27 protein-coding genes are annotated in these 25,552 nt (G+C 57.1%); 4 read left to right on the forward strand and 23 right to left on the reverse strand.

All coding sequences use genetic code 11. From position 1 onward, the window contains the following. Positions 1 to 63 precede the first annotated feature (63 nt). Positions 64 to 1,623 (forward strand): hypothetical protein, encoded by a 1,560-nt coding sequence (locus J4E53_RS05860; protein WP_103308186.1) that lies wholly within the window; start codon positions 64 to 66, stop codon positions 1,621 to 1,623. 44 nt (positions 1,624 to 1,667) lie between these two features. Here J4E53_RS05860 and J4E53_RS05865 read toward each other — a convergent pair whose 3' ends face one another. Genes J4E53_RS05865 through J4E53_RS05905 form a run of 9 tightly spaced genes read right to left on the reverse strand, consistent with a single transcriptional unit; the run spans position 1,668 to position 9,132 of the window. Further along, positions 1,668 to 4,421: a conjugative transfer ATPase gene (locus tag J4E53_RS05865; RefSeq protein ID WP_103308187.1), complete on the reverse strand. Its 2,754-nt coding sequence runs from the start codon at positions 4,419 to 4,421 to the stop codon at positions 1,668 to 1,670. Beyond that, positions 4,421 to 4,837, reverse strand: coding sequence for a TIGR03751 family conjugal transfer lipoprotein (locus J4E53_RS05870; RefSeq protein WP_103308188.1), 417 nt, complete (start codon positions 4,835 to 4,837; stop codon positions 4,421 to 4,423). Before J4E53_RS05870 ends, J4E53_RS05865 begins: the two co-directional genes overlap by 1 nt. Next, the gene (locus J4E53_RS05875; protein ID WP_103308189.1) at positions 4,800 to 6,317 is read right to left on the reverse strand and encodes a TIGR03752 family integrating conjugative element protein; all 1,518 of its coding nucleotides are present in this window, start codon (positions 6,315 to 6,317) and stop codon (positions 4,800 to 4,802) included. The genes J4E53_RS05870 and J4E53_RS05875 overlap by 38 nt, the downstream gene beginning before the upstream one ends. Continuing rightward, positions 6,307 to 7,119 carry a TIGR03749 family integrating conjugative element protein gene (locus tag J4E53_RS05880; RefSeq protein ID WP_103308190.1) on the reverse strand — a complete coding sequence of 271 codons (813 nt, stop codon included), beginning with the start codon at positions 7,117 to 7,119 and terminating at the stop codon, positions 6,307 to 6,309. The genes J4E53_RS05875 and J4E53_RS05880 overlap by 11 nt, the downstream gene beginning before the upstream one ends. Beyond that, entirely contained in the window at positions 7,116 to 7,757 is a 642-nt protein-coding gene (locus J4E53_RS05885; RefSeq protein ID WP_103308191.1) for a PFL_4703 family integrating conjugative element protein, read from the reverse strand. Before J4E53_RS05885 ends, J4E53_RS05880 begins: the two co-directional genes overlap by 4 nt. Further along, complete coding sequence (locus J4E53_RS05890) at positions 7,754 to 8,167, reverse strand: TIGR03750 family conjugal transfer protein (protein ID WP_103308192.1); 414 nt, start codon at positions 8,165 to 8,167, stop codon at positions 7,754 to 7,756. The genes J4E53_RS05885 and J4E53_RS05890 overlap by 4 nt, the downstream gene beginning before the upstream one ends. A gap of 7 nt (positions 8,168 to 8,174) precedes the next feature. Continuing rightward, positions 8,175 to 8,546 (reverse strand): TIGR03745 family integrating conjugative element membrane protein, encoded by a 372-nt coding sequence (locus J4E53_RS05895; RefSeq protein WP_060738069.1) that lies wholly within the window; start codon positions 8,544 to 8,546, stop codon positions 8,175 to 8,177. Positions 8,547 to 8,563: 17 nt separating this feature from the next. Continuing rightward, a complete protein-coding gene (locus tag J4E53_RS05900) occupies positions 8,564 to 8,803 on the reverse strand; it encodes a TIGR03758 family integrating conjugative element protein (protein ID WP_060738068.1) in 240 nt (79 codons plus the stop codon). After that, positions 8,800 to 9,132: an RAQPRD family integrative conjugative element protein gene (locus tag J4E53_RS05905; protein ID WP_081015299.1), complete on the reverse strand. Its 333-nt coding sequence runs from the start codon at positions 9,130 to 9,132 to the stop codon at positions 8,800 to 8,802. Before J4E53_RS05905 ends, J4E53_RS05900 begins: the two co-directional genes overlap by 4 nt. A gap of 136 nt (positions 9,133 to 9,268) precedes the next feature. Here J4E53_RS05905 and J4E53_RS05910 point away from each other — a divergent pair, with 136 nt between their 5' ends. Together J4E53_RS05910 and J4E53_RS05915 are read left to right on the forward strand one after the other, a co-directional pair. Further along, positions 9,269 to 11,020: a hypothetical protein gene (locus J4E53_RS05910; RefSeq protein WP_103308193.1), complete on the forward strand. Its 1,752-nt coding sequence runs from the start codon at positions 9,269 to 9,271 to the stop codon at positions 11,018 to 11,020. A 50-nt stretch (positions 11,021 to 11,070) separates the two neighbouring features. Then, positions 11,071 to 12,153 (forward strand): DUF3800 domain-containing protein, encoded by a 1,083-nt coding sequence (locus J4E53_RS05915; RefSeq protein ID WP_256587138.1) that lies wholly within the window; start codon positions 11,071 to 11,073, stop codon positions 12,151 to 12,153. Between the two features lie 74 nt (positions 12,154 to 12,227). Here J4E53_RS05915 and J4E53_RS05920 read toward each other — a convergent pair whose 3' ends face one another. The 12 genes from J4E53_RS05920 to J4E53_RS05970 all read right to left on the reverse strand — a co-directional run bounded on the left by J4E53_RS05920 (position 12,228) and on the right by J4E53_RS05970 (position 21,799). Next, positions 12,228 to 12,959 carry a TIGR03747 family integrating conjugative element membrane protein gene (locus J4E53_RS05920; RefSeq protein WP_103308195.1) on the reverse strand — a complete coding sequence of 244 codons (732 nt, stop codon included), beginning with the start codon at positions 12,957 to 12,959 and terminating at the stop codon, positions 12,228 to 12,230. Positions 12,960 to 13,048: 89 nt separating this feature from the next. Beyond that, positions 13,049 to 15,154: a type IV conjugative transfer system coupling protein TraD gene (traD, locus tag J4E53_RS05925; RefSeq protein ID WP_103308196.1), complete on the reverse strand. Its 2,106-nt coding sequence runs from the start codon at positions 15,152 to 15,154 to the stop codon at positions 13,049 to 13,051. Between the two features lie 9 nt (positions 15,155 to 15,163). Then, a complete protein-coding gene (locus tag J4E53_RS05930; RefSeq protein ID WP_060738063.1) occupies positions 15,164 to 15,679 on the reverse strand; it encodes an integrating conjugative element protein in 516 nt (171 codons plus the stop codon). Next, positions 15,676 to 16,224 (reverse strand): hypothetical protein, encoded by a 549-nt coding sequence (locus J4E53_RS05935; protein ID WP_060738062.1) that lies wholly within the window; start codon positions 16,222 to 16,224, stop codon positions 15,676 to 15,678. Before J4E53_RS05935 ends, J4E53_RS05930 begins: the two co-directional genes overlap by 4 nt. After that, positions 16,206 to 16,925 (reverse strand): TIGR03759 family integrating conjugative element protein, encoded by a 720-nt coding sequence (locus tag J4E53_RS05940; RefSeq protein WP_060738061.1) that lies wholly within the window; start codon positions 16,923 to 16,925, stop codon positions 16,206 to 16,208. Before J4E53_RS05940 ends, J4E53_RS05935 begins: the two co-directional genes overlap by 19 nt. A 9-nt stretch (positions 16,926 to 16,934) precedes the next feature. Beyond that, positions 16,935 to 17,606 carry a hypothetical protein gene (locus tag J4E53_RS05945; protein WP_060738060.1) on the reverse strand — a complete coding sequence of 224 codons (672 nt, stop codon included), beginning with the start codon at positions 17,604 to 17,606 and terminating at the stop codon, positions 16,935 to 16,937. Further along, on the reverse strand, positions 17,603 to 18,145 hold the full coding sequence (locus tag J4E53_RS05950; RefSeq protein ID WP_060738059.1) for a PilL N-terminal domain-containing protein: 543 nt from the start codon (positions 18,143 to 18,145) through the stop codon (positions 17,603 to 17,605). Before J4E53_RS05950 ends, J4E53_RS05945 begins: the two co-directional genes overlap by 4 nt. Before the next feature lie 89 nt (positions 18,146 to 18,234). After that, entirely contained in the window at positions 18,235 to 18,999 is a 765-nt protein-coding gene (locus tag J4E53_RS05955; RefSeq protein WP_060738058.1) for a hypothetical protein, read from the reverse strand. A 55-nt stretch (positions 19,000 to 19,054) separates the two neighbouring features. After that, complete coding sequence (gene radC, locus J4E53_RS05960) at positions 19,055 to 19,549, reverse strand: RadC family protein (RefSeq protein WP_103308197.1); 495 nt, start codon at positions 19,547 to 19,549, stop codon at positions 19,055 to 19,057. A 99-nt stretch (positions 19,550 to 19,648) separates the two neighbouring features. Further along, a complete protein-coding gene (locus J4E53_RS30715) occupies positions 19,649 to 19,906 on the reverse strand; it encodes a hypothetical protein (protein ID WP_060743037.1) in 258 nt (85 codons plus the stop codon). Positions 19,907 to 19,976: 70 nt separating this feature from the next. Continuing rightward, positions 19,977 to 20,558, reverse strand: coding sequence for an STY4534 family ICE replication protein (locus J4E53_RS05965; RefSeq protein WP_060738057.1), 582 nt, complete (start codon positions 20,556 to 20,558; stop codon positions 19,977 to 19,979). 899 nt (positions 20,559 to 21,457) lie between these two features. After that, positions 21,458 to 21,799 carry a helix-turn-helix domain-containing protein gene (locus J4E53_RS05970; RefSeq protein WP_060738056.1) on the reverse strand — a complete coding sequence of 114 codons (342 nt, stop codon included), beginning with the start codon at positions 21,797 to 21,799 and terminating at the stop codon, positions 21,458 to 21,460. Between the two features lie 208 nt (positions 21,800 to 22,007). Between J4E53_RS05970 and J4E53_RS05975 the strand changes: the two genes are divergently transcribed. Further along, on the forward strand, positions 22,008 to 22,265 hold the full coding sequence (locus J4E53_RS05975; RefSeq protein ID WP_060738055.1) for a hypothetical protein: 258 nt from the start codon (positions 22,008 to 22,010) through the stop codon (positions 22,263 to 22,265). A gap of 43 nt (positions 22,266 to 22,308) precedes the next feature. Here J4E53_RS05975 and J4E53_RS05980 read toward each other — a convergent pair whose 3' ends face one another. Further along, the gene (locus J4E53_RS05980) at positions 22,309 to 24,276 is read right to left on the reverse strand and encodes a DNA topoisomerase III (protein WP_060738054.1); all 1,968 of its coding nucleotides are present in this window, start codon (positions 24,274 to 24,276) and stop codon (positions 22,309 to 22,311) included. A 152-nt stretch (positions 24,277 to 24,428) separates the two neighbouring features. Then, positions 24,429 to 25,439, reverse strand: coding sequence for a hypothetical protein (locus J4E53_RS05985; protein ID WP_146042600.1), 1,011 nt, complete (start codon positions 25,437 to 25,439; stop codon positions 24,429 to 24,431). Positions 25,440 to 25,552: the final 113 nt, after the last annotated feature.

Genomic DNA, 25,552 nt, shown 5'->3' on the forward strand with positions numbered 1-25,552 from the left:
CTGAGTGTCCGGATGGCGTTGAATCCGCAGCCAAGGCCATAAATCATCTGAAACAGAGACTCAATGAACCACGAAAACGTTGTTACCCCGGAACAAGCGATGGAAGAGATGCGGCGCTTGGCAAAGAAAATCGAGCGCAGCTCTTCGAAGTCTCTGGACGCGATGAAGGATATACAGCGCGACTGCCAGGAGAAAATCCAAGAACTCAAGTACGAGTTGAGCACGGATCTGATCGCAAAGGCCAACGAGCCCGTCGCGAGAGCAGTTAGCCTTCTTAACTGGATCCTGCTTGCCGTGGTGGTGATCGGTGGCGCGCTCGCCTGGCTGACCACCAGTAGCCTCAAGTCCACCTTGGAAACGCTCATGACACAGAGGATTGAGTCTTGGTTGTCACTGGACGATCAGCACTCGCCGGCTAGCAGGACCTTTGATGCTTACCGGACCCGTGCCTTGCTTGACTCCTACATGATCCAGCTCGCTAGGCAGAAGTCGCAGCACAGCCCCATCGTCAATCTACGCTTCAAGGTTGGCGACCAGAAACGTCTGATGGCGATAGTTCGCTCGCCATCATCTGATCACCAAGATTTTTACGATGCCCTGCGCTTGTTGGCAGTGGCTGGTGGGGAGTGGGGCGTTATCGTCGGTGAGAACGAATTAGGGCGCGATCTTGTTGGACTAATTGAAGACCCGCACTTCGACTCAAGGAGAAAGCTGGACATACTGCAGATCCTTTCGCGCAATAAAAATCTGGTGGACGTCGAAGCGAGGTACCTACAGGACGCCTCGGCACCCGAGGCCCTTCGTTACCAGTCCTATCTCAACCTCAAGGACTATGACAAAGGTTCGCCCCTCGGTGAACTCGCACTAAAATACGCTACCAACCTTTTGCAAAGTACCTCCCGTTACAAGGTTGAGGAAGCGCTCGAACACATCGCAGCGGCCGATCCGTTCAATGCCGACCTGGCGGCATTCCTTCAGTCGCTGCCGGAGCTACAGCGTGATGCAAGGATGGACTACCGTCTGGCAGTAGCCAAAGGCTGGATTACCCAACTGCCTTCTCCTGACATGATGAGTTTTTACCTCCCGGAAGAAACTGAACCGGTGGATCGGGAGGCTATTCGGGCGAGGGTCGCGACTCTGATTAGCGATCTGCTGGAGGATGGCCTAATGCTGGGAATGGATAATACGCTCAGTGGAAGGTCTCACCTGGCGATTCGTTATGCGCAAGTCACGGGTACCGCTATCATCAAGTCTTTTCCACTGGAGCGGTTACTGGGGGATCAACAGCTCATGCAGGCAGTTTATGAGCATCAGTATCCCAAGGGCCTAGAGCGCTTTGCCCGGTTCTTCTCGGTAGCCGATAGAGGTGAGGTCGTCGCGCTGGCGAAGCTGACAGTGCTTGCAGACGCATTGGGTGTCGGGAGTGACCCATCACAGCCCAAGGAAATTGTCGGGCGGTTGGAGTTCGTGCCGGACGCAAAACTTCGGTTTACTTGGAGGGACAGTCTGGGGGATTGGCAGAGTCGCAGCATCGACGCGCTGGAAAAGGCGAGGGTCAGCATGGTGTTCGACAAGGACGTTATTTCCTATAAGGGCGTTGACCCAACCGACTGGATCTTCTGATCGTCCATCTTGCTGAACGGGGGCGAGCCGGTCTGACGCAATCGCTATACCGGCTCTATTCCTCTGATTCGATCGATCCTTTCAGCCACCCAGTAGGCAGCTTCCTGCTCCGAGCAACCGTTGTCCTGCATAAATTTCCAACGCTCGGCTTTTTCCTCCGGCTCCGTCATGGCCAGGGCGAGATAGAGGCTAGGCGGCACAGCCCGAAACAACGTTTCGAGCTTCTTCGATAGCACGACACCCTCAGTGTACTTTCCCGATTCTTTACTGGCGGAGAGCAGTAAGGCTTTCTGCGCCGATGTGAGCTTCTTGAATCGCGCGATTTCCTCGATTTCAGCTGGTGGCATGTTTAAACAAACCCACCATTCGATCATGTTGAGCATGGTCTGCGCAGCAATGGGAAAGTCGGCAAGGTTCTGTGTGGCCAGCCAGAACCAGGCGCCGAGCTTGCGCCACATCTTCGTGCCCTTGACCACGAATGGCGCCAACAGCGGGTTTTTGGTGATGATATGACCCTCATCGGTAACCATGATAATTGGTCGGCCCAGGTACTGATCGCGCTCGGCAAGGTTATTCACAGTGTTCATCAGGCTGATGTAGCTGATGGACATCTGGGCTTCGTAACCTTCACGAGCATAGGTGGCCAGGTCGACAATGGTCACATCGCTCTCGGGCCAAGGCGTGCCTTCACGATCGAACAGTTCACCCTCGAAACCCTGGCAAAACAGGTCCATGGACTCGCCCATTTCCTGGGCCCGCTCGCGACGTTTCTCTGGCAAGTGCGGGTCGGCGGCGACGCGCAGCAACGCGTCGCGCACGTCGCGGGTCAGTACCTGGCGCTCCGTTGCGACACAGGTCTGTGCCGCATCTAGGATGCACTCGCGGATCAAGCTGCGATCGGCTCGACTCAGGCGCGCTTCTTCCTTGGCTTCGCCGCCGGTGATCATCAGGCGGGCGGTGATTTCCAGTTCGCCGAGAACATCGCGCTGGTCTTCGCGACTGGTTACCACCTCATCGTCCCACTCATCGATCGATAGACTCGCCACCTGATCCGGCTGCTCGACCAGGCGCCAGGCATCGGCGAACGGGGCGAGATTGATCGCGGTACCAGGTTTCAATTGGACCTTATTGACCGACAGGCCTTGCGTTGCGAAGTAGTCGCCCTGCAAGCCGAATGAGTTGCCGGCCTCCACGATAAACAGGCGAGGGCGGTACACCGCCATGACCTGCATCAGCAGGGTGACCAGGGTGGCCGACTTACCGGCGCCGGTCGGACCGAACAGCAGCAGATGGCCGTTCATAGCCCGGTCTAGTCGAGACAACGGATCAAAGCTCAACGGCGAGCCACCACGATTGAACAGGGTGATGCCCGGGTGGCCGGTGCCGGTGCTGCGACCCCACACCGGGGCCAGGTTTGCCAGGTGCTGGGCGAACATCAGGCGTGTGTACCAGTTGCGCGTGTCGCGGGCCGGGTTGTAGGCCATCGGTAACCAACGCAGATAACTGTTACAGGCGGCAACCTCGTCGCCTTCACGTACCGGCTGCAGGCCCGCACCCAGTAGTGCATTGGCCAGACTGACCGAGCGCTGGTGCAGTTGCTGTTCATCGTGACCACGCACGTAGAAGGCCAGGGTTCCCCGGTACAGCTTGTGCTGGCGGCCGATGACCGCGCGAGCCTCTTCGACATCCTGACGGGTCTGGGTCGAGGCCAGGTTTTCACCGATGGCTTTGCGCGCCAGGCGGTTCAACTGCTCCTCAAGTACATCCTGCGGTTTGACCACCAAGGTTAGACTCATGACTGTACCTTCGGGTAACTGGTCGAACAGTGCATTCACCGCGTCACCTTTGCGGGTTTCTCCGGTGAGTTGACCAATCAAGGGCGCTCGGCGCAGCTTGTCCACCACCATGACCCGATGGGGTTGATCATCGAAAAACCAGAGCCCGTGCTGGACATCCGAGCGCGGTTCGTTGAAGAACAGCCGCTCGGCGAAGTCATGATCGAAGGGCAGTTCCAGCGATTCGCCGTCGCCCGACTCCGGATAGGCCACGCGGCGGTAGAATTCCTCGGGGTCTTCGTCGGTGAGCCTGGGTGCCGGATTGAACCAGGGCAATAACCAGGCATACAGACCTCGGCCATCGACTCGCGTCGATTGCACCCCGCATGCCTGCAACGAAGCCACGATACGTTCGCAAGCCTCCTGCAGGGATTGCACTGGACTGAGTCCCATCTCCTCGGCGCCAGACTCAATCCAGCGATAGATCACCAGGCGCACCCGTCGATTATTGCCGCGCCAGGGTAGGCGCGTGACGGCCTTGTCCTCGAACAGACCTCCCGGCTTGGCGATGGTCTTCAAATGGCGACGACTGAGTTCCAAAAACGTCTCGGTGAAGACCGTGCCTCGCGCGCTGTCTTGAATATAATCGGTGAGCCGCGTCAGGTAGGGGGCGAAGTCGTTGTCGTCCTGGCAGAAAAACTGCGCCACCCAAGGCGCTTGATCCAGTTCGTCAAAGCTATCTTGCAGGGCGTCTTCGAGGGCATCGCGGGCGGCCATCAGCCAATCGGGTTCGCGCCCTTCGGTGCCGATGGGCAGCAACTCGAACACCGCACCCACCGAGTGATTGTCGTCCAGTAGAAAGCATTGTTCTGTATCGAGGTATTCGACCCAAGGCAAGTGGTCGGTGAAGCTGGGGTTGTGCGCATAGAGTGCAGCTTCATCGGCCAAGGTGGCGCGCGGGCGCAATGGGTGGCGCCAGGCTTTCCATGCAGAAGTGCGGTTGCCCGCATCGCTGGTACGCACTACAAGTCTTCCTGACGTTCACCGGGTAATGCGTACTGCACACGTTGGTAGAACGGAAAGACGGTCGAGTAACCAGGAACCGGTGCCTGCTCGGTACCACTCAAATGCGGATACACGTACAGCACCAGGTCGGGATTGGGCAGGCGCGGGAACAAGTTGCGGATCTCGTTCGCCGCTGTGCGCGTGTACGGTTCCTGGAGAGCCGCGGAGACATCTGCCTGAGCCAGCGGGCGGCGTAACTGCTGTCGAGCATCCAGCAGTTGCTGCTGAGTACCTTGCGAACCGGCGCCGTTCCAGATATCCATCATGGTTTGCTCGCCATGGGGCAGCAGCGTGTCTTTGTCGGTGGAACACCCCGTCAGGACCCAGCAGAGCACGCTAATCCAGGTCAGGCAGAGAAGCATGGTCTTTTTCATGGCGAACGCTCCGGCCCTTGGGCTCGTAGTCGATGGTGATCTCATGGTCGAGGTGCAGCGCGACTTGGGCGGCCGGTGGCACGTACACGGCAGCGAAGGTCTCGCCATAGAGTTTGTTGATCCACTCCCGGATGTCGCTGACCCCACCGCTGAGAATTGAATTCAGCGCGCTATTGCCACTGCTGTTCGTGATCCCGAGCGTGCTGTCGCCTGAACTGATCACGCTGCTGTTGTTCTGCTCATCCCCGAACAAGGCGGCGACGCCGGCGCCGGCGGCGGTGATCAGGCTCTGGCTACCGAGGTACTGTTGAGCGTTTGAGCGGCGCTCACCGGCAATGCAAGGAATGCCATACGGATCGGACAGGTAACCGAGTCCGCCACGAATCTTGTCGGTGTTTGAGCTCTGGGTGGTGGAGGCATTGCGACTGGCTACTGCCTTCGGCTGAGGCACCGTGCGAATGGTGCCGTCGGTAAACACAAAGGTAATTGACTCGACCTGTCCGCGTACGCACGACAGGGTCCAGTCGCCGGAGGCTGTGCCGCTCATCACGGCCCCTGCGACGTCCGGCAGGTCGATGCCGTTGGCTGTCAGGTTCTCCGGACCAACCAGCACCTTGAAGGGGTAGGGATCATTCACGGTGCCGTCCACCGGGACCCGGCCGATCAGCGCGGTCATGGCGACCGAGCCCATCAATGTCGCGTTTTCGGGAATGGTGTAGACCGGCTTTGCGCCTTCGGTACGATCAGCGGAGCGTGTCAGGTCACGTTCATCCTTGGTGACCTCGCGTAACTGCTTCTGGCTGCGGTCGGTGGCATTGTCCTTCAAACCCTCCAATGAGTTAAAGGCGGTAGGCAGACTCAGGGCGGACGCGATCTTGGTTTTGCTCCGGGTGTCGGTGGGCGGAGCATCCGAAGGCTCTATCCACTGTAGTGCATCATTAGCAGAATGCTGCCCATCGAACTGAGCACCGTCGCCCGGCTCAAGCCCCAGTCCGATCGGCATATCCTTGTCTTTGCCGGTCAGCCCCGACAACTGTTCCTGCAATTGCGTCAGCAGACCGCGAGCCTGACGACTGTCTTGTTCTGCTTTGAGTCGGGCCTCGTTGGCTTGTCGGCGGCCTTCGTCGACCTGTTGGGTCACACTGCTAAGCGTCGTCTGGATTCGCGAATCAACGCTGTTTTCCCGTTCGCGCAGGCGGTTGTTCTCCGCCTGCAGCGAATCGTTGTGTTTTTTCAGGCCGAGCATGTCGCTGCGCATGGCCTTCACCTGGCCGACCAAGGTGGCAACCGTGTCGCGTGGGGTATCACCCGCAATACCGAGCGACTTGGCCTGCTCGGCGGATAATTGGAGGTTGTCCTGAGCCGTCGGACTTTCTGGCGAAGGCGTGGTACCACCCGCGACCCAAGATTTCAGGATGATGAACACCACGCCGAGCAGCACAGCCGGTACCAGCCATTTGAGCAAGGCGTTAGCTTTCATCGTCAGCACCTCGCGCGATGGGCGGAGGCAGCACGGCGCGTTCGAGGCCGGCACCGTGGGTGACAAGGTAGACAACCGTGGTGTCTTCAGGGCTGCCGATAGGCCCAAGGAAATCATGTTGGAAGGTCGCGGCGAACAACTTGGCCTGAAGCTGGCGCGGATCGAGTTGCACCGTCACTGGACCACGGTTGCGCAACTTCACCGCCGTCACCCAATACTCCCCGAGTCGCCAGGCGGCGATGGGTGTGCCGGACACGTTTTCGGTCGGCAGCAGGTTTGGCAGTTCGGTGCGCAGCTTGAGCGGGACGCGGCGTACACCGGGCAGGGACTCCACGGTGTGCAACGGCGCGTACAGGCTCTGTGCGGCGTAGCGCGTCAACGCGAGCGGGATCGGCGTGCGTTCTTGAACAGGGGCGGTGCTAGATTCAGCCTCGGTAGCTTGCACCTGAGCATTCTTGAGAATAAGCACGGGCTCCAACGGTTGATCGCCAGGCGTGGCCGCGATGTCCAGCAGGATGATCTCGCCCGTCGCGACTGATTGCAGTTGCAGTCGGGTCGGTGCAATGGCTTCCGACGCCCGCAGGTACAGCGTGCCACCGGCTGATTGCACGCGTAGCTTGCCCGTCAGGGTTGAGGGCACACCGACGCGAACAGCTTCATCGACAAAGATCACCCGCTCCTGATTGATCACCAGGGGGACCGCGAGGGGGAGGCGTTCCCAGTGCATCAGTTCGACGGCCTGCGTTGCCGCTCCCCATAGCATCAGTGCGACGGTGAGTCCCAGTGTAGACATCCGCTTCATGGCTCACCTCCAGGCAAGGAGAGCTTTTGCGGAGTGCCCTGATAACAATCCAGTGCCAGCCCCCACTTATTGCGTTCGGGGTCCAGATCAAAACGCATCACGCGCAATGGATAACGCACCACCACCCGTTTCACCGGTTCGGCGGCGTAATACTCATCGGCGTTGAGGTCGAGGGTGACCAGCCAGCTGTCGCGATCGAGTTGCTTGACCCTGAGTTCCGGATTTTCGCTATAGCCTCGGCCCAGAATTTCGTAGACGCCACGCACTCGCTGGCGGAGTTCGCCGGCGGCCTTGCGGTATTCGTAGTCGCCGTCGAGGAAGGTCTTGCAGGAGGGTGTCAGATAAGACTGCAAGCCATAGATAGCGCGGCGATAGTCCTTCTCGCCATCCGAGGGCCAGCGGTTGAGCTGACCAAAGATGTACAGGGCAAAGGCATACACATTCTCTGAGGGGATATCCCACCACTTGCGAGTGCTGCCCGAGCGCAGATCCGGGGGGACATGCACGGTCAGATCGGTCGGTGCCGAGCGCCAGCCGTACCAGAGCCCGGCACAGACCAGGGCAAGGATCATTACCGCCAGACGCAAGCTGAAGATATGGGCCTGTTGAGCATCGACCTTGTTTCGAAAGCGGCTCATGGCTGCCACCGGGACAGGGCAGGGCGCAGTCGACGTGAGCGGCGAACCGTCCAGGCGCCGGAGTGGAGGATCAAGTTCCCGCTCCCCAGACGCCAACGGCTGGCGAGTATCCATTCGAGCTTGCGGTACAACCAGGTCTCGGGACGGGCCCGTTTAGCACGACGCAGTAGTGTGCCACCGGCGAATAACACCACTGTCATGCCTGCGATCATGCTGGTCGGCGCCACGGCAATGGAGGCGGTGGCAATCGTCAGAGGAACGCCCAGCAGCAGGCCAATGACGGCGCCGGTGCCGAGCGCTACCCACATCTCATCATTGGTTAAACCCCGCAATACGGCAGGATCGTGATTGAGTCGCTCTGGCAGAAAGACCAGAGTACCGTCCGCAAGGCGTTCGATAGTGTCGTTCATGGCGACCTCACAGAATCGCGGCAGCCTTGGTTAAGAACCAAATGATGATCACCACCAGCAGGGCGCCGATGCCGACCACGGCGCCGAGGTCCTTCCAGGTCTTGCGCTGGTTTTGCACGTCGGCATAAACGGTCAGCGAGTGCCAGGCCACACCGAGAAAAGCGAGCAGAGCGATCAGCAGACCGAGCAGGATGCCGCCGTCGTAGGCGTAGTTTTTGATCGTCTCGATCAACCCGGAGCCTTCGCCGCGCGAAGGTGCTTCCATGGTCGGGAGTTCAGCAAAAGCCAGGCTTGGACCGAGTACCAGCAGCAAGCCGATCAAGCGTTGGCTCGCACGGTCTCGCAGATTGTTTTTGAGGGGGGCAAGGCACTTGAGCATAATGGCGATCTCCTGGATTAGGACAGGGTAAAAAACATCAAAACCAGCAAGGTGAGCAGGACACGGGCAGTACTGCCGCCAAACGCGCCGAAGCGCACACTGCCGGCCGCCCATCCCCGGTAAGCCGTCCAGATCACCCATGCACACCAAAGCAAAGCCAGGACGAGAACCAGTGACAGCCACAGTGTCGAACTGCTCTGTGCCGAGACGCCGGAGGCATTTTGGAACGCTGAGCTCTGCGCGTTAGTCATGCTCATGGCAAAGGCTCCGCAGGCGGAGTGTCAACGCGGTAAGCGCCGATCAGTTCAGTGGGATCGCGGGGTTGAGCGCGAGAGGGGGAAAGGTAGCCCTGCACACCATGACGGATGCGTTGGATGTCCCGAATCAGGCGGGGATAGTCGAAGCGATAGCGCTCGTCGGGTTCAGACCTGTTGGCTGTCTCAGTACGTGTCGCAAGGCGTTCGATAATGTTGAGTTGCTGCTGGACGAGGCTGAGCTGATCCTGCTCATGAGCAGATGCGGCGTAGCTGCTGCCATCGACGATAGCCAGCGAGAGTAGTAAACAGCGAAAGACGGTAGTTGGCATGATGCTGGCCCATGTTGATCTGGGAGAAGAATCAAGTCAGAGGTCGAATTGTTCATTAAGAAACTTGAGGTGTGATCAGTCGCTTTTTCGGGGAGTGGACTGATAGGCTGTTTGCGACACTCAAGGAGAAGGACTGATGTTTGATTACGTGGGAAGATTTCCTATTCCGACCGACCTGCTACCGCAGCGGTTGCGCTCACTGCTAGAGCCAGTGGGAACTGATCCGTTGCAGAGAGTCGAGGTGAGTAGTTTCACGGAAACCGAACGCTCAGAGTCGAACCGCGAGACGGTTCATATGTTGATGGCTGTCGTTCCCGATGACGGTAACGCGATACCCGTTCTACATAGTCAGGGTGTGGTGGCGCACGGAGTTCCGACTCTAAGTGAGAAAGGGAGCGTGAAAGACTTCACACCGAATATGAGCGGGTATGACTACATCGTTGCCTCCTGGGGCAGCAGCTTGTTCTTCACATACACCTTGGCCGAGAAGGTATGGATGGCGTTGGGTTTAACGCCACGATGCATTGGCAATGAGCATCAGCGTTTGGTTTACGACGATTTGAGCCTTCCAGAGTTCGGAGTCGCTGAAGGTGAGGTTTCGCTGCAATACCACTTCAAGCCGTCCCGGGATGTTAATTGGTTCATGTCAAACGAGTACCTGCGCAAGTATCTGTGGTTGAGGGGGGGACGCGGCGTTCGCCATTTCTTCTATCAGGCGACGCTCGCAGACAGCCCACAACTGCGCAAGCTGATGAACGGGGAACGTTTTCATTCTCTTGGCGAGCCGGGGAGCTGGCTTGATGGCGATCTTCGGGAAACAGAGAACGGTTTACTGCTCCAGGTATGGGCGACAGTAGTGGCAGTCTCCTGCAACCTCTGCCCTCAGCAGACAGCTGATGGGCTGACTTGGCCAGGTGTTGCTGGAAAGGTTACGCACGCTAGTGCCAATGACATCATGAGGAATGATACGACGGTCTATCTCGACGACAGATTTCTCGAACGCTATGAACAAAACAGCTTGTACGGAAGCACACCTGTAGACGCGCATGGTGGCTGGTATTGCAGTCCATCTTATCTTGGGCAGTGGTCTTTCACTGGGTGCCGGCGAATCGGGCGAAACCTAATCGAGGTGGATTTACGGGATCTGTACAAAGGCGTCCCGGAGCGGGAAACATTGCATGCTCATGTCCACGCCCTGGATCCTGCGATCGTGAAACAGTGCGACCTGACTGAAGAACACATCGTTTCCAAAGTTGATCGGTTCCTCACGCAAATGCTGTCCTTGGGAGAAAACCTTTCTCGGCTTGGGACCGCGCTGGGCATCGAAAAACCGGCTGTTGAACTGCTCGGGTTCTCACGGGAAGAAGTTGCAGCCGATGGCTGGTTACATTATCCGCAGGTTGCAAAACTCGCTCAGTTCGCGCCCTTGGACATGACCCAGCAGGCCTTTCTCGCTCGATGCAAATCCATCCATGAAATTTGGCAGAAGCTGCCCGACGGTTTTCTCAAACAGCTTCTGGAAGCTATGGGTGTCCCGAGAAAGTTGATCGCCACTTTGGGGAAGCTAAAGCTTCTGCAGTGCTTACTGAACATCCTGATCAGGTTCGACGAAAATTGCGAGGCGTCGGACGCACTAAAAAGCAAGGATGAGCCAGAAGGCTGGAATGCGAAAAACAGCGACATTGCAATGCTGTTCGTCACCTACGATCTTCGCATTGCCGATGCCCATGACGCCGTGAGCAAGATCGAGAGGTTGCAGGATCAAGACTTCGACACGGCTACATTGCATCAAGGTTATGGTCGTGCGCTCGACTTTGTCCTGGATGGCGTCATCGACGCCTTCACGGCAATCAATAGTCCCCTGGGCCGTATCCTGGCACGCGCATGATGTGGCAGGGCCTGGAGACATTTTACAATGTGGGGAGACCAACCTTGAGCATGACGTTCTACCTCGACGAGAGTGGTCATAGCGGTGACATAGTCAACAGCGGTGACGGCTTCGACTTCAAAGGGCAACCGTACTTCGTACTGGCTGCGGTGGGGGTGAGTGACGAGTCGGCAGTTGTCACTCGAATCGAAGAGCTGCGCGCATTGCACAGGATTTCACCTGGTGAGCTTAAGTCCAAGTCTCTGATGGCCAAGCCCAAATTTGTTTTGGAGGTTATAGACTACCTGGAGTCTATCGGTGCGCCTCTGTTCGTCGAGCTCGTGGATAAACGCTATTTCATCTGCGTGCACATCACGAGTTTTCAGTTGCTACCATCTTGCATGGGGTTCCCCGAAGGCGCACCCATGACCTTCCTTAGGAATACTGTTGCGGACTTTCTGAACGCTGAAGCTCCGGATCAGGTGCTCGACGCATTTGTCCAAGCCTGCCTAGAGCCTTCTGAGGCGCACCTGCTGCAGTCTCTCTCATTGCTTCAGGATCTGGGCGTGCGCCTTCTGGACATCCCAGGGAAGAAAGATATTGCCCGGGGCGTAGTCATGATGGTGGAAGATGCCCGTAACGAGTATCTGGAACTTAAGGAGCAGGATCCTGACGCATTTCTCCAGTTCCTTCCGCCACCTGATCACAACAAGCGCAGCAAGCGTGTTTGGATGCTTCCCAATCTGACCTCGTTTGCCAACATCTACGCGCGCCTGAATCTCTACTTCAGACGGAATCTGCAAGGTGTCCACATCGTTCACGATCAGCAGTTGGAACTCGAGGATATCCTGCGTCTGGGGAAAGCGACTGTGGAAGCCCAGAAGGACCAAAACCAGGTTCCATACACTCCACACTCGGACTTTATTTTCGAAGAGATGGCTACTTTCACGTTTGCGCAGTCGCACGAAGGCATTGGCCTGCAGATAGCGGATGTCGTGGCGGGGGCGGTGATGCGCTACTTCAGGGATAGCCAGAGTGCAACGGTAAATCCTGATCTGGCAAAGGCCGTCGAGCGCTTGATCAGCACATCCGATGCTCGAACCGGTTACGGGGTCAATCAGGTCGTGGCCTCGCAAGATGTGCGGTACGCTTAGCTAGGAGGGCTGCGGCCGTCAAGCACGCGTGTCATCATATCGACTGAAATAAAAAATCAGCACTTGTGTTGCACTTAAATATATTTTTTGAACGTCGCTGCGGTGATAGCTGTCGTTACTCCGAGCAACACCGCGCAAGGCAAAAAAACCGCCATGGGATTGAGCGAAAATGGTAGGGATAGGTAAATAATCCAGGGTACGAGCAGCAGTGGTAATACAGCTCGCTTAGCGCGGTGGTAGACGAAGCTGCTTTCTCGCCCCGCGCCAAATTTGCGAAGGTCGCGGCGTATCAAACCATCGACAAAGCCATCGAACATACTCAGCAAGAACAGCGGCAAGGCTAGGACCAGAATTATCAGCCGCACCACAAAGGTGAAGGTAACGTAGACCGCGGCCAGCACGAAATCTTCGATGCTCACGTAGACCTGATTGGCCCAGCTCCAGAAGCCGTTGCCCTGGCTCGACACCCGCGCCTGCCGGGCAAAATCCCCAAAGCCAGTCTTGACCAACAGCCACTGATTGAGGAAGTCCAGCCACTGGACAATCGTCTGTCCGGGTTGTTGAATGATGAGTGAATATTTGAAGTGCTCGCTGAGCCAACTCAGTTCACTGGTTAGCATGGCCTGACTATGCCGCCATCCCTGATCACCCCAGAAAAACAGTAGGCCGGCGAACTCGATCAGGATCGAGAACAGCAATGAGGCGAGCAATAAACCGATGATGCGGAGGACCAAGCCGATCGCCGAGATGATCAATCCCGGGCGCTGTATCGGTTGTGGCGGCGTGTTCTGAGTGGAAGTCGCCATTGTCCGCTCCATTGCGCGCTGCAGGATGATATCGGCTCGAGGCCTTCTGGGATCGTTGTATGCTGAATCGAAACCTGTGCGGGGACGTACTACCCTGCCTGATCCAGATCGAAGTTTGTGGTTGGGCCGCCACCACTGGCGCTCCACCATTGGCCCGCTTGTTCGTTGTAAGTGGCCCGCATCCGCTGAGTAAGCTCCTGCAGGTCCTTGGGCATAGCATCTTCGTTGGAGGGCTTAGGCAGCGGCATACAGACCTTCCAGAGCTGCCCGCCAGCCTGGAAGGAGAACATTTGCCCCTTGGGTAAACTGACGATATGAGCGGGCTCGATCAGCGGCACACTGGTGCTGCTGATGCGATCTTGGGAGGACGAAGTGAAGTCGGTGTTGGCCTCAGGATCGGAGGTGTCGGTGGCACCGGATACCAGCGTTTTTGTCAGTACATTCACCGTAGGCAATTGTTTGGTGAGTAACTCCGCGGTGGCGGTTTCGCGCACTCGGAGCATCTGCAGGGTGTTGAAGTTGCCAATCACTTGACCGGCTTTGGCCCGATTGCCAATGCGCGCCTCGATATCGCTAAGGGTTTGGGTATAAGCCGTTACCTGGATACCCGCTCCGCCGCCCTTGTTGATCAGCGGGATGAACTCATTGCCCATCAACTCGTTAAATTCATCAGCGTGCAGGTTGATCGGCAGCTTGCCGCCGGTGCTGCCCGATTGGGGTAGGCCATGGTCAACGCCATGTTTGTAGATTTGGCCTGCGACTGAGACCAAATCGGTGAACATGGAGTTGCCCACAGCAGCGGCGACCTCTGCATCGGTCAGCGCATCCAGACCAACGTAGACGATGCCGCGTTTTCGGATGATCTGCATCCAATCGAAGATTGGCCGCGGGTCATCTAAATCGGTGTAGTTGGGAGCCAGTAGCTGAGCGGTCTTACCGGTGGTAAGTTTCTCCAGCAGCGGTAGCAGCGAGGCAACAATTTTGTCGAAGTAGGTGCGGTCATAACGCACCGCCGAACGTAATCCGTCCATTACCGGATCAAACACCCGTTTTGCCGCCAGGTATTGCTCGATGGCCACCACCCGCTTTTCGCGTCCCACCATGTGCCTGGGAATGTTCTTCTCGGTGAGCTTGCCTTCAAGCTGGACGATCACTTCCCACGCTTTCGGATCGGTTTTGGCGAAAAACTGCTGGGCGTATTCGATGAACAGCACGTCGATGTTGACCACATGTCGCTGGATTTGCAGGTAGTCCGGACGTCGGCCCAGCTCGATCAGTGCCCGGGCGATGATGTTGACGAAACGCCAGGCGAACTCACGAAAAGCTGCAGAATTGCCTTCACCACTGAGCTGCCCGGCGATGCGTGACGCCACTTCCGAGATGCGTCCGAAACGTCCCACGGCGTTGTAGCGTGCGGAGATCTCCGGCCAGCCTAGATGGAAAACATAGAATTCTTTTTCCCGACCGGCGCGTTTGGCTTCGACGTACATGCGTTTGAGCAGGTCGGCATCGCCCTTAGGATCGAAAACGATGACTACCTCATGTTCGATGCGGTGAATGTCCTGGGTGATGTACACCTCGGCGAGTCGCGTCTTGCCAACACGAGTAGTGCCGAGCACCAAGGTGTGTCCGACCCGTTCACCCAGCGGCAGACCGACTTCAGTTTCATCGGGCTCGACCCCATGTAACAGCGGCGAGCCACCGACCGGTGGTAGCGGGCGCAACGGGTTGAAAGCGCTGTCCCAGGCCGTGACACGCGCCAATGTAGAGAGTGGAAACGGTGCATGTTCCAGTCGACGTTCGAGTCCACGAGCCATGCGGTAACGGGGCGGTTGGTCGATATAATGCGCGACAGCCGGATCCTGCGCCTCGACCAAGCGTTGGGTATGCAGGCGGGTCCAGAGAAAGCCGCGGCCCATGAACAGACGCTTGCGGCTGACCGGGATCTGTCGGCTGGTCAGTTCGTAGCGGGGCAACCGACGGATATTGCGCCTATACCGCAACACCTCCCAGGCTTGCCGCAGCCGGATAAGGCCGAACAGGGTATAGGCCAGCGCCGCTACCCGCCCGATCTCGGGTGACAGCGCCACAGCCCAGGGCGAGTACAGGCACAACACCACAGAGGCGACGCAGATCGCTACGGTGTACAGCTCCACCGCTGGCCGGAGCTTGGACTCCATCGCATGCTCGGCCATGACTTGGGCTCACTGTTCCAGTGAAGTGGCGGTGATCAGGACGGGGTAGTGCTCAATCTGCAAACGGGTGGCAATGTCGTTGCCGTTGACCGGCATGATAGTGATGCCCGGAGCAGCTGCTCGAATCCGGGCCAGGGCTTCAGTATCGGTTACTTCCACGGCGAGGCCAGCCGCACCCATTTCCTGCAGTTCAGCCGCACGTTGACGCAACCAAGCCAACGATTGGGGATCCTCACCCACCAGGAAAAATGGCCGTAAGCCCGGCATGTTCAGGGCGCGAGACGTGATTTGGCCGGGGCTCAAGTGAGAGCTGCGGACGGGCAGTATCCATGCTTCATCGGCAAACGCGGACAGGTCCGCATGCATGGCTCGAGAAGGCTGGATGTTGCTATTTGTTGTCGACCCGGAAACCTGAAATTGGGGCCGGACGAAGCCGCTAGGTTGGTCTCCGGCAACGGTCAGTTCCGGCTGAGCGAAAGGTGCTAAAAACAGGAGGAAATAGTGGGTAAGAGGTATTCGTTTCATGGTGATGTGCCCTGCCTGAAAGAAACCTGCAGACGTTCGAGTTGCCGAGAGAAACCCTCGCGGTAACGTGCGGCCGGCATTCCTCCCGCCGGGCGGTGATAGCGTCCCGCAGCTGACACCCAATCGCCGGTAACGGCGTGATGCTCCCGCAATAGCGCGGCGGTCACGGCGAGATTCTGATAGGGGTCAAGGGCTTCGCAGGGACTGGAAAAACGTTGTCCGTGATAACCTAGGTTGGTTTGCCCAAGTCCGACATCCACCCGCTTGGCCTCCTGCCGGGCGAGCGTCTGAAGTAAAGCGTGACAGGCTGCCTGCCGAGTGGCGAAGCGGTAGGGTGTTCCTGCGATATTCAGTGTCCAGGGCCAGGGCAGCAGCCGACCACGGACGTGGATCCCACTCTCCTGCAGAGCAATTGCGAGTAACACCATGGAAGGAATGTCCGCGTTATGCGCTGCCAATTGGTACGCAGGGGGCGGAAGTTCATCAGCCTGGACGGCGAGCACCGTCAGCATGAGTGCAATACCGCTCAATCGAGGCGTTGCCATTGTCCATTCACCTGCTGAAGCGTGGCGGGCAGTGGTCCTGGGGCACCCAGGCTGAACCAGCGACCACGGTCATGGTTCAAGGTAATCTGCCGACGCTGAACGTTGGCTGGATCGATGCCTGCTTGACGAGCCCAGCTACGGACGCGTTCATCCTCGCCCTGGCTGCCCACTAGGTAGATATCGAAAGCCATGTCGCTGCTTTGCAGAAGTTTCGCTTGGGCGTTGCACGCCGCGCAGTTGTCCTCTACAAACAGGGCCTGTCGCGGTGCGACCGATGAGTTGGCAGGGGACGGGGATGCCATACCCTGGATCGGCAGCAGCCCGGGGAACAGCTTGGCCCAGGCCGCGGTGTAAGCGTTTTGGTAGGCCAACTCGCGTTCGGCGCGTTTGGCTTCCAGCGCTACCTGCAACTCCGCATAGCGCTGACGCTCTTGGACGGTCTCCGCCTCGACGCCGAGCGCAGTCAGCGGATCGAGGTTCGGACTCCAGAATCCGCGCGGGCCGGCTTGAATCTTTTCGAAGCGCGTCCACTCTTGCTCCGTCAGACCCCAATTTGTCGCCTGTTCGGAGTCAGAACGTCCCAGGGGCGCGGACTGTGTGTTCTGAGCCCGTGACTGTGTCGGGACGGGATTGGCCATCGCTGCGATTGTGGTCAATAGAGAAACGAGACAGACGACGGCGGGCAGTAGCGCTCTGTTCATGATCGTGTCTCAAGGGAGTTGCACGGTCTGGTCTGGCTGAGCGGCCACAGCGAAGACGGCCGCGTTCGGCTCCAGCACTTTCAACTGCCATGTGCCGAGCTGCTCGCCGTTGTGCAGCAACCGGATATCGTCGAGCGAGCGACTATCAGGAGGTGAGACGGCCAGAAAGCGCTCGCCACCGCGGTACTCGATGCTCAGCACTGAAAATGGCGGCAGGAGCGGGGCAGGCTTGGGCTGAGCGGTTTTTTTCGGCTTGGCCGTGGAAGGCGTCGGTGGTGGGAGTGGTGGCTGGCTCTTGAGGTCCAGGAGTTGCTGCTCGACGTGCTCAAGTCGTGCGCGTAGCGCGATCATGTCGACTTCGGTAGCACGGGCTGCCAGACCATCGCGCAATTCCTGTATCTCCTGCGCCCATTGATCCAACATCGGATCGAGGGTATTGGTCTGTTGCTCACCGGAATCGACCATCTGCTTCAGGTCTTTCAGTGCGTACTGCAGCTTCTCCTGTGCATCCAAGAGGGTGCTTGAATCACGTTGCAGGGTATCCAGGGTCTGTACGCGTTGGGCGTTCGCATTTTCCAGCTCGGTCACGCGTTGATACTGGTTATACAAACCACCACTCAGCCCGGAGACCGCCAGGCAAAGTGAGCCGACAATGAGGGTTTGAAACGTCGAGGCTTTCATGGGCGTGCCTCCGGCTGATGGGGCACGCTGGGTGCGACCCGCACGACGGCAGCATCATTTTTTTGCCGTTCGAAGCAGACCGAACGGCTGACCTCATCGATCGTGAGTTGCCAGGCGGGGCCAGCCAGTACTTGTAGAGCGTTGCTTAATGAAATCGGGCCGAGCCGGTAATGGGCGGCGGGCAGAGGCCGGGTAAACAGTATCTTTACTGGTTCGGCAGCAGGGCAGAGCGAATAGCCTGAGCGCTGCAGCACGTAGTGCATCGCCTCCTGTACCGAGGGATTTAGGTTGGACGGAATGCTCACGTCAATGATTTGAGCCAGAAGATCACGTTGCTCTGTCGTGGGCTCGGTGCTAACCAGCGTATAGCGGCCATAGCGGAGTTCTGCCCGAGGGCTTTCTTCAACTGCGTCCTTCGAGCGCTGGACCCGATTGGAGCCACTGTCGACCTCCGGATGGGTCGGCAATGTATTAGGGATCTGCGCCGTGCAGGCGCTCAACAAACCCAGCAGGCAGACAGGCGTGAAAAAACGCTCCATGGAAAAAACCTCATGTCAGATTCAGTGCAGAACTTGACATGAGGTGAAGGAGCGATTCAGTGAGTAAGTTGATTCAAGACGGGTCGTGTTTAAGTTGAACGCGTTGCTATTTCGTCATAAATGGCTAGCCCATCCAAAACGCTAGCGTCGGGGTCAAAGATCAACAATCGCACATCCGCCAATGCCGCCAGATACAGCACGTTGACCAAGGCCTCCGGCGTACCGGCGTCGAGCTGATCTTGCCTAAGCGACGAGTAAGGAGCGCCCTCGATCTTCACCAAGTTATCGTCGGTCCAGGGCGTGCCGATCAGCTTACACCCGACGCCATTGCAGTCTGGCAGGGCAAAAGGTTCAAACAGCAGTCCGGTTGGCTTGGAGTCGAAATTGCCAACCCGGCTTTCCAAGTAGCGCAGTGCTTCGTCAGTGAGGTGTGTGGTACTGATCTCCCAGGCTCGACTGTAGTGGCCCGTTTCGAAGCTCAAACGATGGATCGTGGCTTGGGCTTCTTCCAGGGAGTACAGGTCACCGACGTGATGTCGCTCGTTGAGCATCTCGCCCGTCACGGCATAGATCACTTGCCGCACCAGCCCGGTTGACTGGAAGCGTTCATCCAATTCATCCGGAATGGGCTGACCCTCGCTGATCAGAGCGAAGTCATCATTGAACACGCAGGGAAACTGTTCTAACGCATCGTCGGGCAGATGGGATTGTGCGTCGTCTACGGAGCGAAAGCAGGGAGGGCAGTCATTTGCGTAGGTGATCTGTAGCAGTCGTTCGATATGCAAGTTGTCGTAGCCGCGAGCAAATGGGTTTGAGGTTTCCAGCAGAGCTGGGAGTTGGGGTGAAGGGTTCATGAATTGGGTTCTCCAGAAGGAAATGAACAAGGCGTCCGAAGACGCCTATTGAGGGTTAAAGCCAGCCATGCTCGGCGAGGGAGAGAGGACGGCCTTCGCCTACGATGAAGTGATCCAATAAGCGCACTTCGATCAAGTCCAAGGCCTCTTTCAACCGTGCGGTCAAGGCGCGATCTGCCAGGCTGGGTTCCGTGCAACCAGAGGGGTGGTTGTGAACGACAATGGCAGCTGCTGCGTTATGTGCTAGGGAGCGCTTGACGACTTGGCGGGGGTAAACACTGGCGCCATCGATGCTGCCGTGAAAGAGGATTTCGAATGCCAGGGCGCGATGGCGGGCATCGAGAAAAATCACACCGAAGACTTCATGCTCTTGTTGCGCAAGATGAAGTTTCAGATATGAGGCCACGGCGTCAGGTGATGTCAGGTTGGGGCCGCAGGTGAACAGCCGACGATCCAGAATGTGCAACGCTTCGTCGATCAGCTTGTTTTCCTGGGCGATACGGTCAGCCTCGACAGCTGAGGTTTCAATCAGGGTAAGTTGGGTGCTCATGGGGTACCTCCGAGGGAACAATCCGGGGTACACCCTCGAGGGGAGTGGTGTCCCCCGAGGTGGATATCGAGTCACGGGCATTGCCCGATGACGCGCTGTTTACAGCCGAGTGAATCGGTGGCGTTGTCCGTGCAGGTGTAAGTCACAACCGTCGCAGGGCAATGGGGAGAAGGTTCTTATTCCACAGCCTGTTTCGGGATCGAAGTCGGCACTAATGGGCATTAGCCGAACCAGCCCATGAGGGAGACTGGCGATGCGTTTCTCGATCTCATCCTTCGTGTAGTAGAGCGATAACGTGCTGTAGTCCTCGTAAGCCGCAGCGAACAGGCAGTCGTCGCAAAGCCAGAAGGACTCCATGTTGGTTCCCCTGTGCTGATTGAAGAAAAGGCGCTTGATTGAGCGCCTTGATGTAAACATCGTGGATTGTTCAGGCGGACTGAACAGTACGTGTGGCGACACGGCGGGCCGTGCGGGGAGTGAGTGGAGATTCAGGTTCAATCCTGGATTCTGTTGGGTTGTCGGTATCCTCAGCTTCGGCATCAGCCGACGTTGGGGATGGCTCACTGCTTGGCGCTTGCTCAGCAGGTGCTGTTGCCTCCTGCCTGGCAGGCGCTTTGTATTCGAACGTGCCGTTGACCTTGATCCAGTCGATGTACAGCAGACGACCTTTCAGGCTAGCGCCCGGTTGGCCTTGTTTATCGCCTTTCTCATAGAGAAATGGGTCGATCCACAGGTCGCCGATACGGAACGACAGCAAGACCTTTTTCTCGGCTTTGACGGCGTCCATATAGAGACGAATCAAGCGTTCAGCTTCGCCTCCAGCGACTTTGCAGTCGAAGCGAGTGTACTCGACCGCATCTGTGGCACCGTGCAGGGCGGCGATATCGCAGGCCATGAACGGCTGGCCACGGCGGACTTGTACTTCACGAACACGGTTCAGGTAGCCGATACCGATGGTGTGCAGATTGAAGTAAGAGGTCGCTTCTTGGGATTGGTTGGCGTGGGCCATGGTGGTTCTCCTTTCAGGGGAAAACGGCGACGCACGACCCCTGACGGGGAAGTGAGCCCCGTCAGGGTGGGTAAGGTGAAGGCAAGCGATGACCACACGCCACCGGCAAGCCAATGACAAACAGAACAATGCACCGTGGGAATGGCGGTGCAGCAAAAGAGAATCCGCAGCAGCGGTCTGCGGACTTGGGGTAGTAGGCATTCATCACCGCTGAAGCGGCAATCGTGCGAGCCTCCGAACGCTGATCGCACTTGGGTAAACCACCACAAGCGTGGCGTAGCCTTGAAGGTTCAAGCTACCTGGGCTGGGCTGTCAACGACAGCGAACCACACCCTTTGTATAAGCCTGTCATAGGGGAGCGTCAAGATGCCGCAAGCCGGTTTTTTATGGCCAGAATACAGTGGAAATTACTGGACTGAAGAAAGTGAAGAGTGGGCCTGGCTGGGGGCCAGGCGAGGAATAGAAAAGCCACCTTAGGTGGTCTGACGCAGTCGACAAGCTCCTCGCAAAACTTGATTTAACTGCGCCATGACCCGCCAACCGACCCTTGTCGTGGCCTGGGTCGGAACACGCTGGCACGCATCCGCGCACAAAGGGTGCCCAGTGATTCCCCGGCGGGCTCCGGGACTGAATATGATTGCCGAAGCGGATGACCACTGTTGTCTTGGAGGCAACAGTGGTCATCCGCTACCACGATCAGGCCGAGCACAAAACGGGAATGAAAAATTCCGCAGAAGAGAAGGCTCCGAACTCAAGGAGTTCGACCGAGCTACCCGGAGCGAATCGGTCTTGGGTCGCCGTTGGCGATGATCCTGAGGCACTACAGCAGAGAGGGGAGATGACGTCAAGGCAGAGAGCCTCCCCTCAAAGGCCCGAATATCGAATACCAGCGCATAAGCTCATTTGTTGGCGAGATGAGCAGCCAGTTGTTCGACAGTAGCCAGGATAAAGGCACGGTCGTTTTCTTTCAGTCCACGCAGCAAACCCGCGATCATCTGGCCTTGGTCATTGGGGCGATTGCTCGACTCCGTCAGCAGTTCATCCATCCGGCAGTCGAAAATATCTGCTAACTGCATCAGCTTGACCACGGAGAGCTCCACCACGCCTCGCTCCAGGCGCGAGATGGCTTCACTGCCAATACCCAGGCGTTCAGCCACCTCTTCCTGGGTCAGATTACGCTGGGTTCGGTGCTTAGCGATCATGCGCCCGATTTGGGCTTGGGTCGGATGTTTATGTGCCAAGTGATGAGTTCTCCAGTTCAACCCGAATGGTTGAGCAAAGACCCGTTGACATGAACATCCTTAAAGGTTGTGTATCGACTTGTTAGGTTGCTATATTGGCTGAAATAGCTGTGTAATGCGACGAGGGTTCTGTTCCTCCAGGGTCAGACTCCAAGATGGCCAGTGAGAATGAACGGTCTGATAAGGACAAGCTGAGGATTGGTTGAGCATGGAAGAGGAGAGCAAGGATGTTATGGATCGGATCTGGGAGCGAACACTGGAGCTGTTCATCAAGATTCATGATTGCCCTGAGAATCCCGAGCATTTCGACAGCCTTGTCCATTGGCTCAATGAAGATCCTGCTCACCTGGAAGCGTTCAACGAACTGGGGCAGATATGGATTGCGACAGGTCTCGCCTTGGCCCGTGAAATTGGACAACCACTAAGTGAGTTGGAGAGGGATCAGCCGCCGTTAATGATGCACTGACCCTTACATCGCCCCAACACTCATATTGATCTCCAATGGCGCGTCACGGGCGACGCGTATCTTTTCTGATGGGCACAGTGCCCTTACAGTCCGGATAGTGCGAGCATGACCAGAACGGCCCTGATTTTCCCTTACGCCTGAGCATTGAGGCATCGCAAATGGGGCAGACCGGACCGGCTTCGATAGGCATGGCTAAAGTAAGTGAGCCGCAGCTTGCGACCAACTGCGCTATCCAATTCACTTGCTTGGCGACGAACGCATCCAGGCTCAGACGTCCCGCTTCGATTTCGTCCAGAGCCTGCTCCCAGATCGCGGTCATACCCGGATCAGTGACTGCAACGGGTACCGACTCGATCAGGGTATGGGCCGCCGCCGAGGCTATTAAAGCGCGTTTTTTCTTTAGCAAATAACCACGATCAATCAATCCCTTGATGATGCCGGCTCGTGTGGCTTCGGTACCGATACCGGTGGTGTCCCGAAGTTTCTGTTTCAGGCGTGGGTCGTTGACCAGCTTGGCCACGTTTTTCATGGCCTTGATCAGATCTCCCTCGGTGAGCGATTTGGGAGCTGCGGTGCGCATGGGCTTGAGTTCGACGTGGTCTACGGCGCACTGAGTACCCTGTTGCAAGACCGGTAAAACTTGGGCTTTTTGATGGGATTCATCCTCCTCGGTGTTTTCGTAGAGCAAACCTTTCCAACCCTGAACCAGGATCTGTTTGCCAACGGCGGTCAGTCGTTCTTCACCACACTCCAGTTCTACGTGGGTCCGATCAAACTCATGATGTGGAAGAAACTGCACAAGGTAGTGGCTGCGAATCAGTTCGTAGACTTGGCGTTCTTGTTCGGACATCCGCGCAAGGTTCGCCGGCTCGCTGGTGGGGATAATGGCGTGGTGCGCGGTGACCTTGGCATCGTTCCAAACGCGGGAGTGCAATGATTGATCGAGGCTTCGGAGCCCAGGCCGTAGTGCGGGATCCGTTTTGAGCAGGGCATCGAAAACTGTGGGTACCTCGTTAAACATACTCTCTGGCAAATAGCGGCAATCGCTGCGCGGATAGCTGGTGGCTTTGTGCGTTTCATATAGGGCTTGGGCTATGTTCAGGGTTTCTTGAACGCCAAGCCCCAGCTTGCGTGAACAGACTTCTTGCAGTGTGCTCAGGTCGAAGGGTAGGGGTGGCGCTTCGCGGAAATGCTCAGTCTGCAGCGAGAGTACTGTGGCGGTTTTACTGCTGAAGATCGCTTCGACGGTCTGACTGGCAAGCGCCTGCTCTAGGCAACGGCCGGCCTCGTCACTCCCTGAGCTGGGTGGTAACCACGACGCGATGAATGGTTGTCCCATTGAGGACAGGTGCACATCCACTTCCCAGTAGGGCTCGGAGACGAAGCTGGCAATTGCACGATCTCGATCGACTACCAGACGCAATGTGGGTGTCTGTACGCGTCCAACGGACAATACGCCCTCGTAGCCCGCCCGCCGTCCGAGAAGGGTGAACAAACGACTGAGGTTCATGCCGATCAGCCAGTCAGCCCGGCTGCGGGCGAGGGCTGAGTGGTAGAGTGGAAAAGTCTCCTGACCAGACTTGAGCGAGGACAATGCCTTGCGAATCGACGCCTCATTGAGTGCCGACAACCAGAGGCGTTGAACGGGGCCTCGGTAATTGCAGAGTTCCAGTAGCTCGCGGGCAATCATTTCGCCTTCTCGATCGGCATCGGTGGCGATGACAACGGTGCGAGCTTCGCTGAGCAGACGTTTGATGACGTTGAACTGTGCCGCTGTCTTGGGCTTGACCTCGACCTGCCATTGCTTGGGAATGATCGGTAGGTGGTCCAGTGACCAGGATTTGAGATGCTCGCCATAGGCTTCGGGTGGGGCGGCCTCAAGCAGGTGGCCGACACACCAGGTAACGGTTATTTCGGGGCCGATCAGGCAGCCATCACTGCGCCGGTTGGCTCCGAGAACCTTGGCTATGTCACGACCTTGGGAAGGTTTCTCGCAAAGAAAGAGGCGCATAGAACTGCTCCGGATTGAGTTCGGAGCAGCGTTGTTGGAAACAGCAATGGCGAGATATGGGAAACCGGATTGCTAAGTTACCCATATTAATTTTGACGGGAAGCCAAGAACCGGAAAACTGCCAGGTCTGCAGTCATCAATAAGTACAGATTTTACCAATGGCACCCTTTAAGGTTTTCGCGCAGGATCTCAAGCAATGCGGAGTCGTCGTCAGGCTCTCCTGTGATAAGAAATGCGGCTCCTGGGACCGGAAGCATTTCAAGTTTCGGGTGAGTCTCCCAAGACCAGAACCTTCTGGGTAAAAGACCGGTAGGTCGGGCAATGGCGAGAAACGCCACGTGATCAGCCAATTCAAACCTGTGGTCCAGTTCAGAATAGGATTGCGCAATACCACAGTGTGGGCAGCACGAGACGTGCTCTTTGACTCCTCTTTTTTTGAAGTGAATCAGCTTGATCCTGCACATATCTTGAATGTGCGTGGTCTTGCGATGGATCGTGGAGACGATTTTCGGCATCTGCCGTACTAGATCCTCAGTAAATTCCGGGTCTAGTAAACAGATGTGAATTTTGCAGCTCCAGCACCGCTTTCGATGGATTCTGATGTGGTGAAGGGAGGTATTCACTTCGTGCTCAATGAATCTGAGTTTTCCCGTGAGTGCTCCTTGAATAAATTCAGGGAAGTCGATGTCTTGCTTTTCGATGGATACGAGGTAGGTGCCAGTACTGTCGGGAGACTGACGCTTGCACTCAAATCGAGGAAGTGCTTTGGTTGGCTTGCTGATGTGATGACGATACGCTTTCTTGGAAATGTCGATCCAGATACAGCGAATACCTGCTTCCACGTAGACTCTCTGACGCTCCTCGTAGTCGACATCACGCTGTGTTGATCGTTGTATTTCGACAGCCACCTTGGTCTTGCCATTCGGATGAGTACAAAGAACGTCAGCCCGATAGAATTTGCCGGAAGCTGTTACCCCTGACTGCTCAGGAAGTGCAGACCAACCCGCGGCTGTGGCAGCAAAAAGCGTTTTAATTTTAAGCATGACATGATCATCGCTTTCGCCGCCTGTTTGACTGAGTTTGCGCTCACCTGGCTTGTGGGAAAAGAAACGATGCCCAAGCCGTGAGACCTTGAGCACCGCTCGGCTTTTGGTCTCGGGCATGAAGAGATCCCGGGATTTGTTCAGTGCTTCGGTTTTCCATTCTTCGTCCGTTAGGAATACCGAGACAACGGGTGTCCCATCCAACCTATAGGCAAGCAGTCCCACAGTGCGTA

The sequence above is a fragment of the Pseudomonas sp. FW305-28 genome (assembly GCF_017351395.1).
Classification (GTDB): domain Bacteria; phylum Pseudomonadota; class Gammaproteobacteria; order Pseudomonadales; family Pseudomonadaceae; genus Aquipseudomonas; species Aquipseudomonas fluorescens_AA.

What these genes read in the sequence shown, in the direction of transcription:
- J4E53_RS05860 (WP_103308186.1), top strand. Translation starts at nt 64, where the DNA reads ATGAACCACGAAAACGTTGTTACCCCGGAACAAGCGATGGAAGAGATG.
- J4E53_RS05870 (WP_103308188.1), bottom strand. Translation starts at nt 4,837, where the DNA reads ATGAAAAAGACCATGCTTCTCTGCCTGACCTGGATTAGCGTGCTCTGC.
- J4E53_RS05875 (WP_103308189.1), bottom strand. Translation starts at nt 6,317, where the DNA reads ATGAAAGCTAACGCCTTGCTCAAATGGCTGGTACCGGCTGTGCTGCTC.
- J4E53_RS05880 (WP_103308190.1), bottom strand. Translation starts at nt 7,119, where the DNA reads ATGAAGCGGATGTCTACACTGGGACTCACCGTCGCACTGATGCTATGG.
- J4E53_RS05885 (WP_103308191.1), bottom strand. Translation starts at nt 7,757, where the DNA reads ATGAGCCGCTTTCGAAACAAGGTCGATGCTCAACAGGCCCATATCTTC.
- J4E53_RS05890 (WP_103308192.1), bottom strand. Translation starts at nt 8,167, where the DNA reads ATGAACGACACTATCGAACGCCTTGCGGACGGTACTCTGGTCTTTCTG.
- J4E53_RS05895 (WP_060738069.1), bottom strand. Translation starts at nt 8,546, where the DNA reads ATGCTCAAGTGCCTTGCCCCCCTCAAAAACAATCTGCGAGACCGTGCG.
- J4E53_RS05900 (WP_060738068.1), bottom strand. Translation starts at nt 8,803, where the DNA reads ATGAGCATGACTAACGCGCAGAGCTCAGCGTTCCAAAATGCCTCCGGC.
- J4E53_RS05905 (WP_081015299.1), bottom strand. Translation starts at nt 9,132, where the DNA reads ATGCCAACTACCGTCTTTCGCTGTTTACTACTCTCGCTGGCTATCGTC.
- J4E53_RS05910 (WP_103308193.1), top strand. Translation starts at nt 9,269, where the DNA reads ATGTTTGATTACGTGGGAAGATTTCCTATTCCGACCGACCTGCTACCG.
- J4E53_RS05915 (WP_256587138.1), top strand. Translation starts at nt 11,071, where the DNA reads ATGACGTTCTACCTCGACGAGAGTGGTCATAGCGGTGACATAGTCAAC.
- J4E53_RS05920 (WP_103308195.1), bottom strand. Translation starts at nt 12,959, where the DNA reads ATGGCGACTTCCACTCAGAACACGCCGCCACAACCGATACAGCGCCCG.
- traD (WP_103308196.1), bottom strand. Translation starts at nt 15,154, where the DNA reads ATGGCCGAGCATGCGATGGAGTCCAAGCTCCGGCCAGCGGTGGAGCTG.
- J4E53_RS05930 (WP_060738063.1), bottom strand. Translation starts at nt 15,679, where the DNA reads ATGAAACGAATACCTCTTACCCACTATTTCCTCCTGTTTTTAGCACCT.
- J4E53_RS05935 (WP_060738062.1), bottom strand. Translation starts at nt 16,224, where the DNA reads ATGGCAACGCCTCGATTGAGCGGTATTGCACTCATGCTGACGGTGCTC.
- J4E53_RS05940 (WP_060738061.1), bottom strand. Translation starts at nt 16,925, where the DNA reads ATGAACAGAGCGCTACTGCCCGCCGTCGTCTGTCTCGTTTCTCTATTG.
- J4E53_RS05945 (WP_060738060.1), bottom strand. Translation starts at nt 17,606, where the DNA reads ATGAAAGCCTCGACGTTTCAAACCCTCATTGTCGGCTCACTTTGCCTG.
- J4E53_RS05950 (WP_060738059.1), bottom strand. Translation starts at nt 18,145, where the DNA reads ATGGAGCGTTTTTTCACGCCTGTCTGCCTGCTGGGTTTGTTGAGCGCC.
- J4E53_RS05955 (WP_060738058.1), bottom strand. Translation starts at nt 18,999, where the DNA reads ATGAACCCTTCACCCCAACTCCCAGCTCTGCTGGAAACCTCAAACCCA.
- radC (WP_103308197.1), bottom strand. Translation starts at nt 19,549, where the DNA reads ATGAGCACCCAACTTACCCTGATTGAAACCTCAGCTGTCGAGGCTGAC.
- J4E53_RS30715 (WP_060743037.1), bottom strand. Translation starts at nt 19,906, where the DNA reads ATGGAGTCCTTCTGGCTTTGCGACGACTGCCTGTTCGCTGCGGCTTAC.
- J4E53_RS05965 (WP_060738057.1), bottom strand. Translation starts at nt 20,558, where the DNA reads ATGGCCCACGCCAACCAATCCCAAGAAGCGACCTCTTACTTCAATCTG.
- J4E53_RS05975 (WP_060738055.1), top strand. Translation starts at nt 22,008, where the DNA reads ATGGAAGAGGAGAGCAAGGATGTTATGGATCGGATCTGGGAGCGAACA.
- J4E53_RS05980 (WP_060738054.1), bottom strand. Translation starts at nt 24,276, where the DNA reads ATGCGCCTCTTTCTTTGCGAGAAACCTTCCCAAGGTCGTGACATAGCC.
- J4E53_RS05985 (WP_146042600.1), bottom strand. Translation starts at nt 25,439, where the DNA reads ATGCCCGAGACCAAAAGCCGAGCGGTGCTCAAGGTCTCACGGCTTGGG.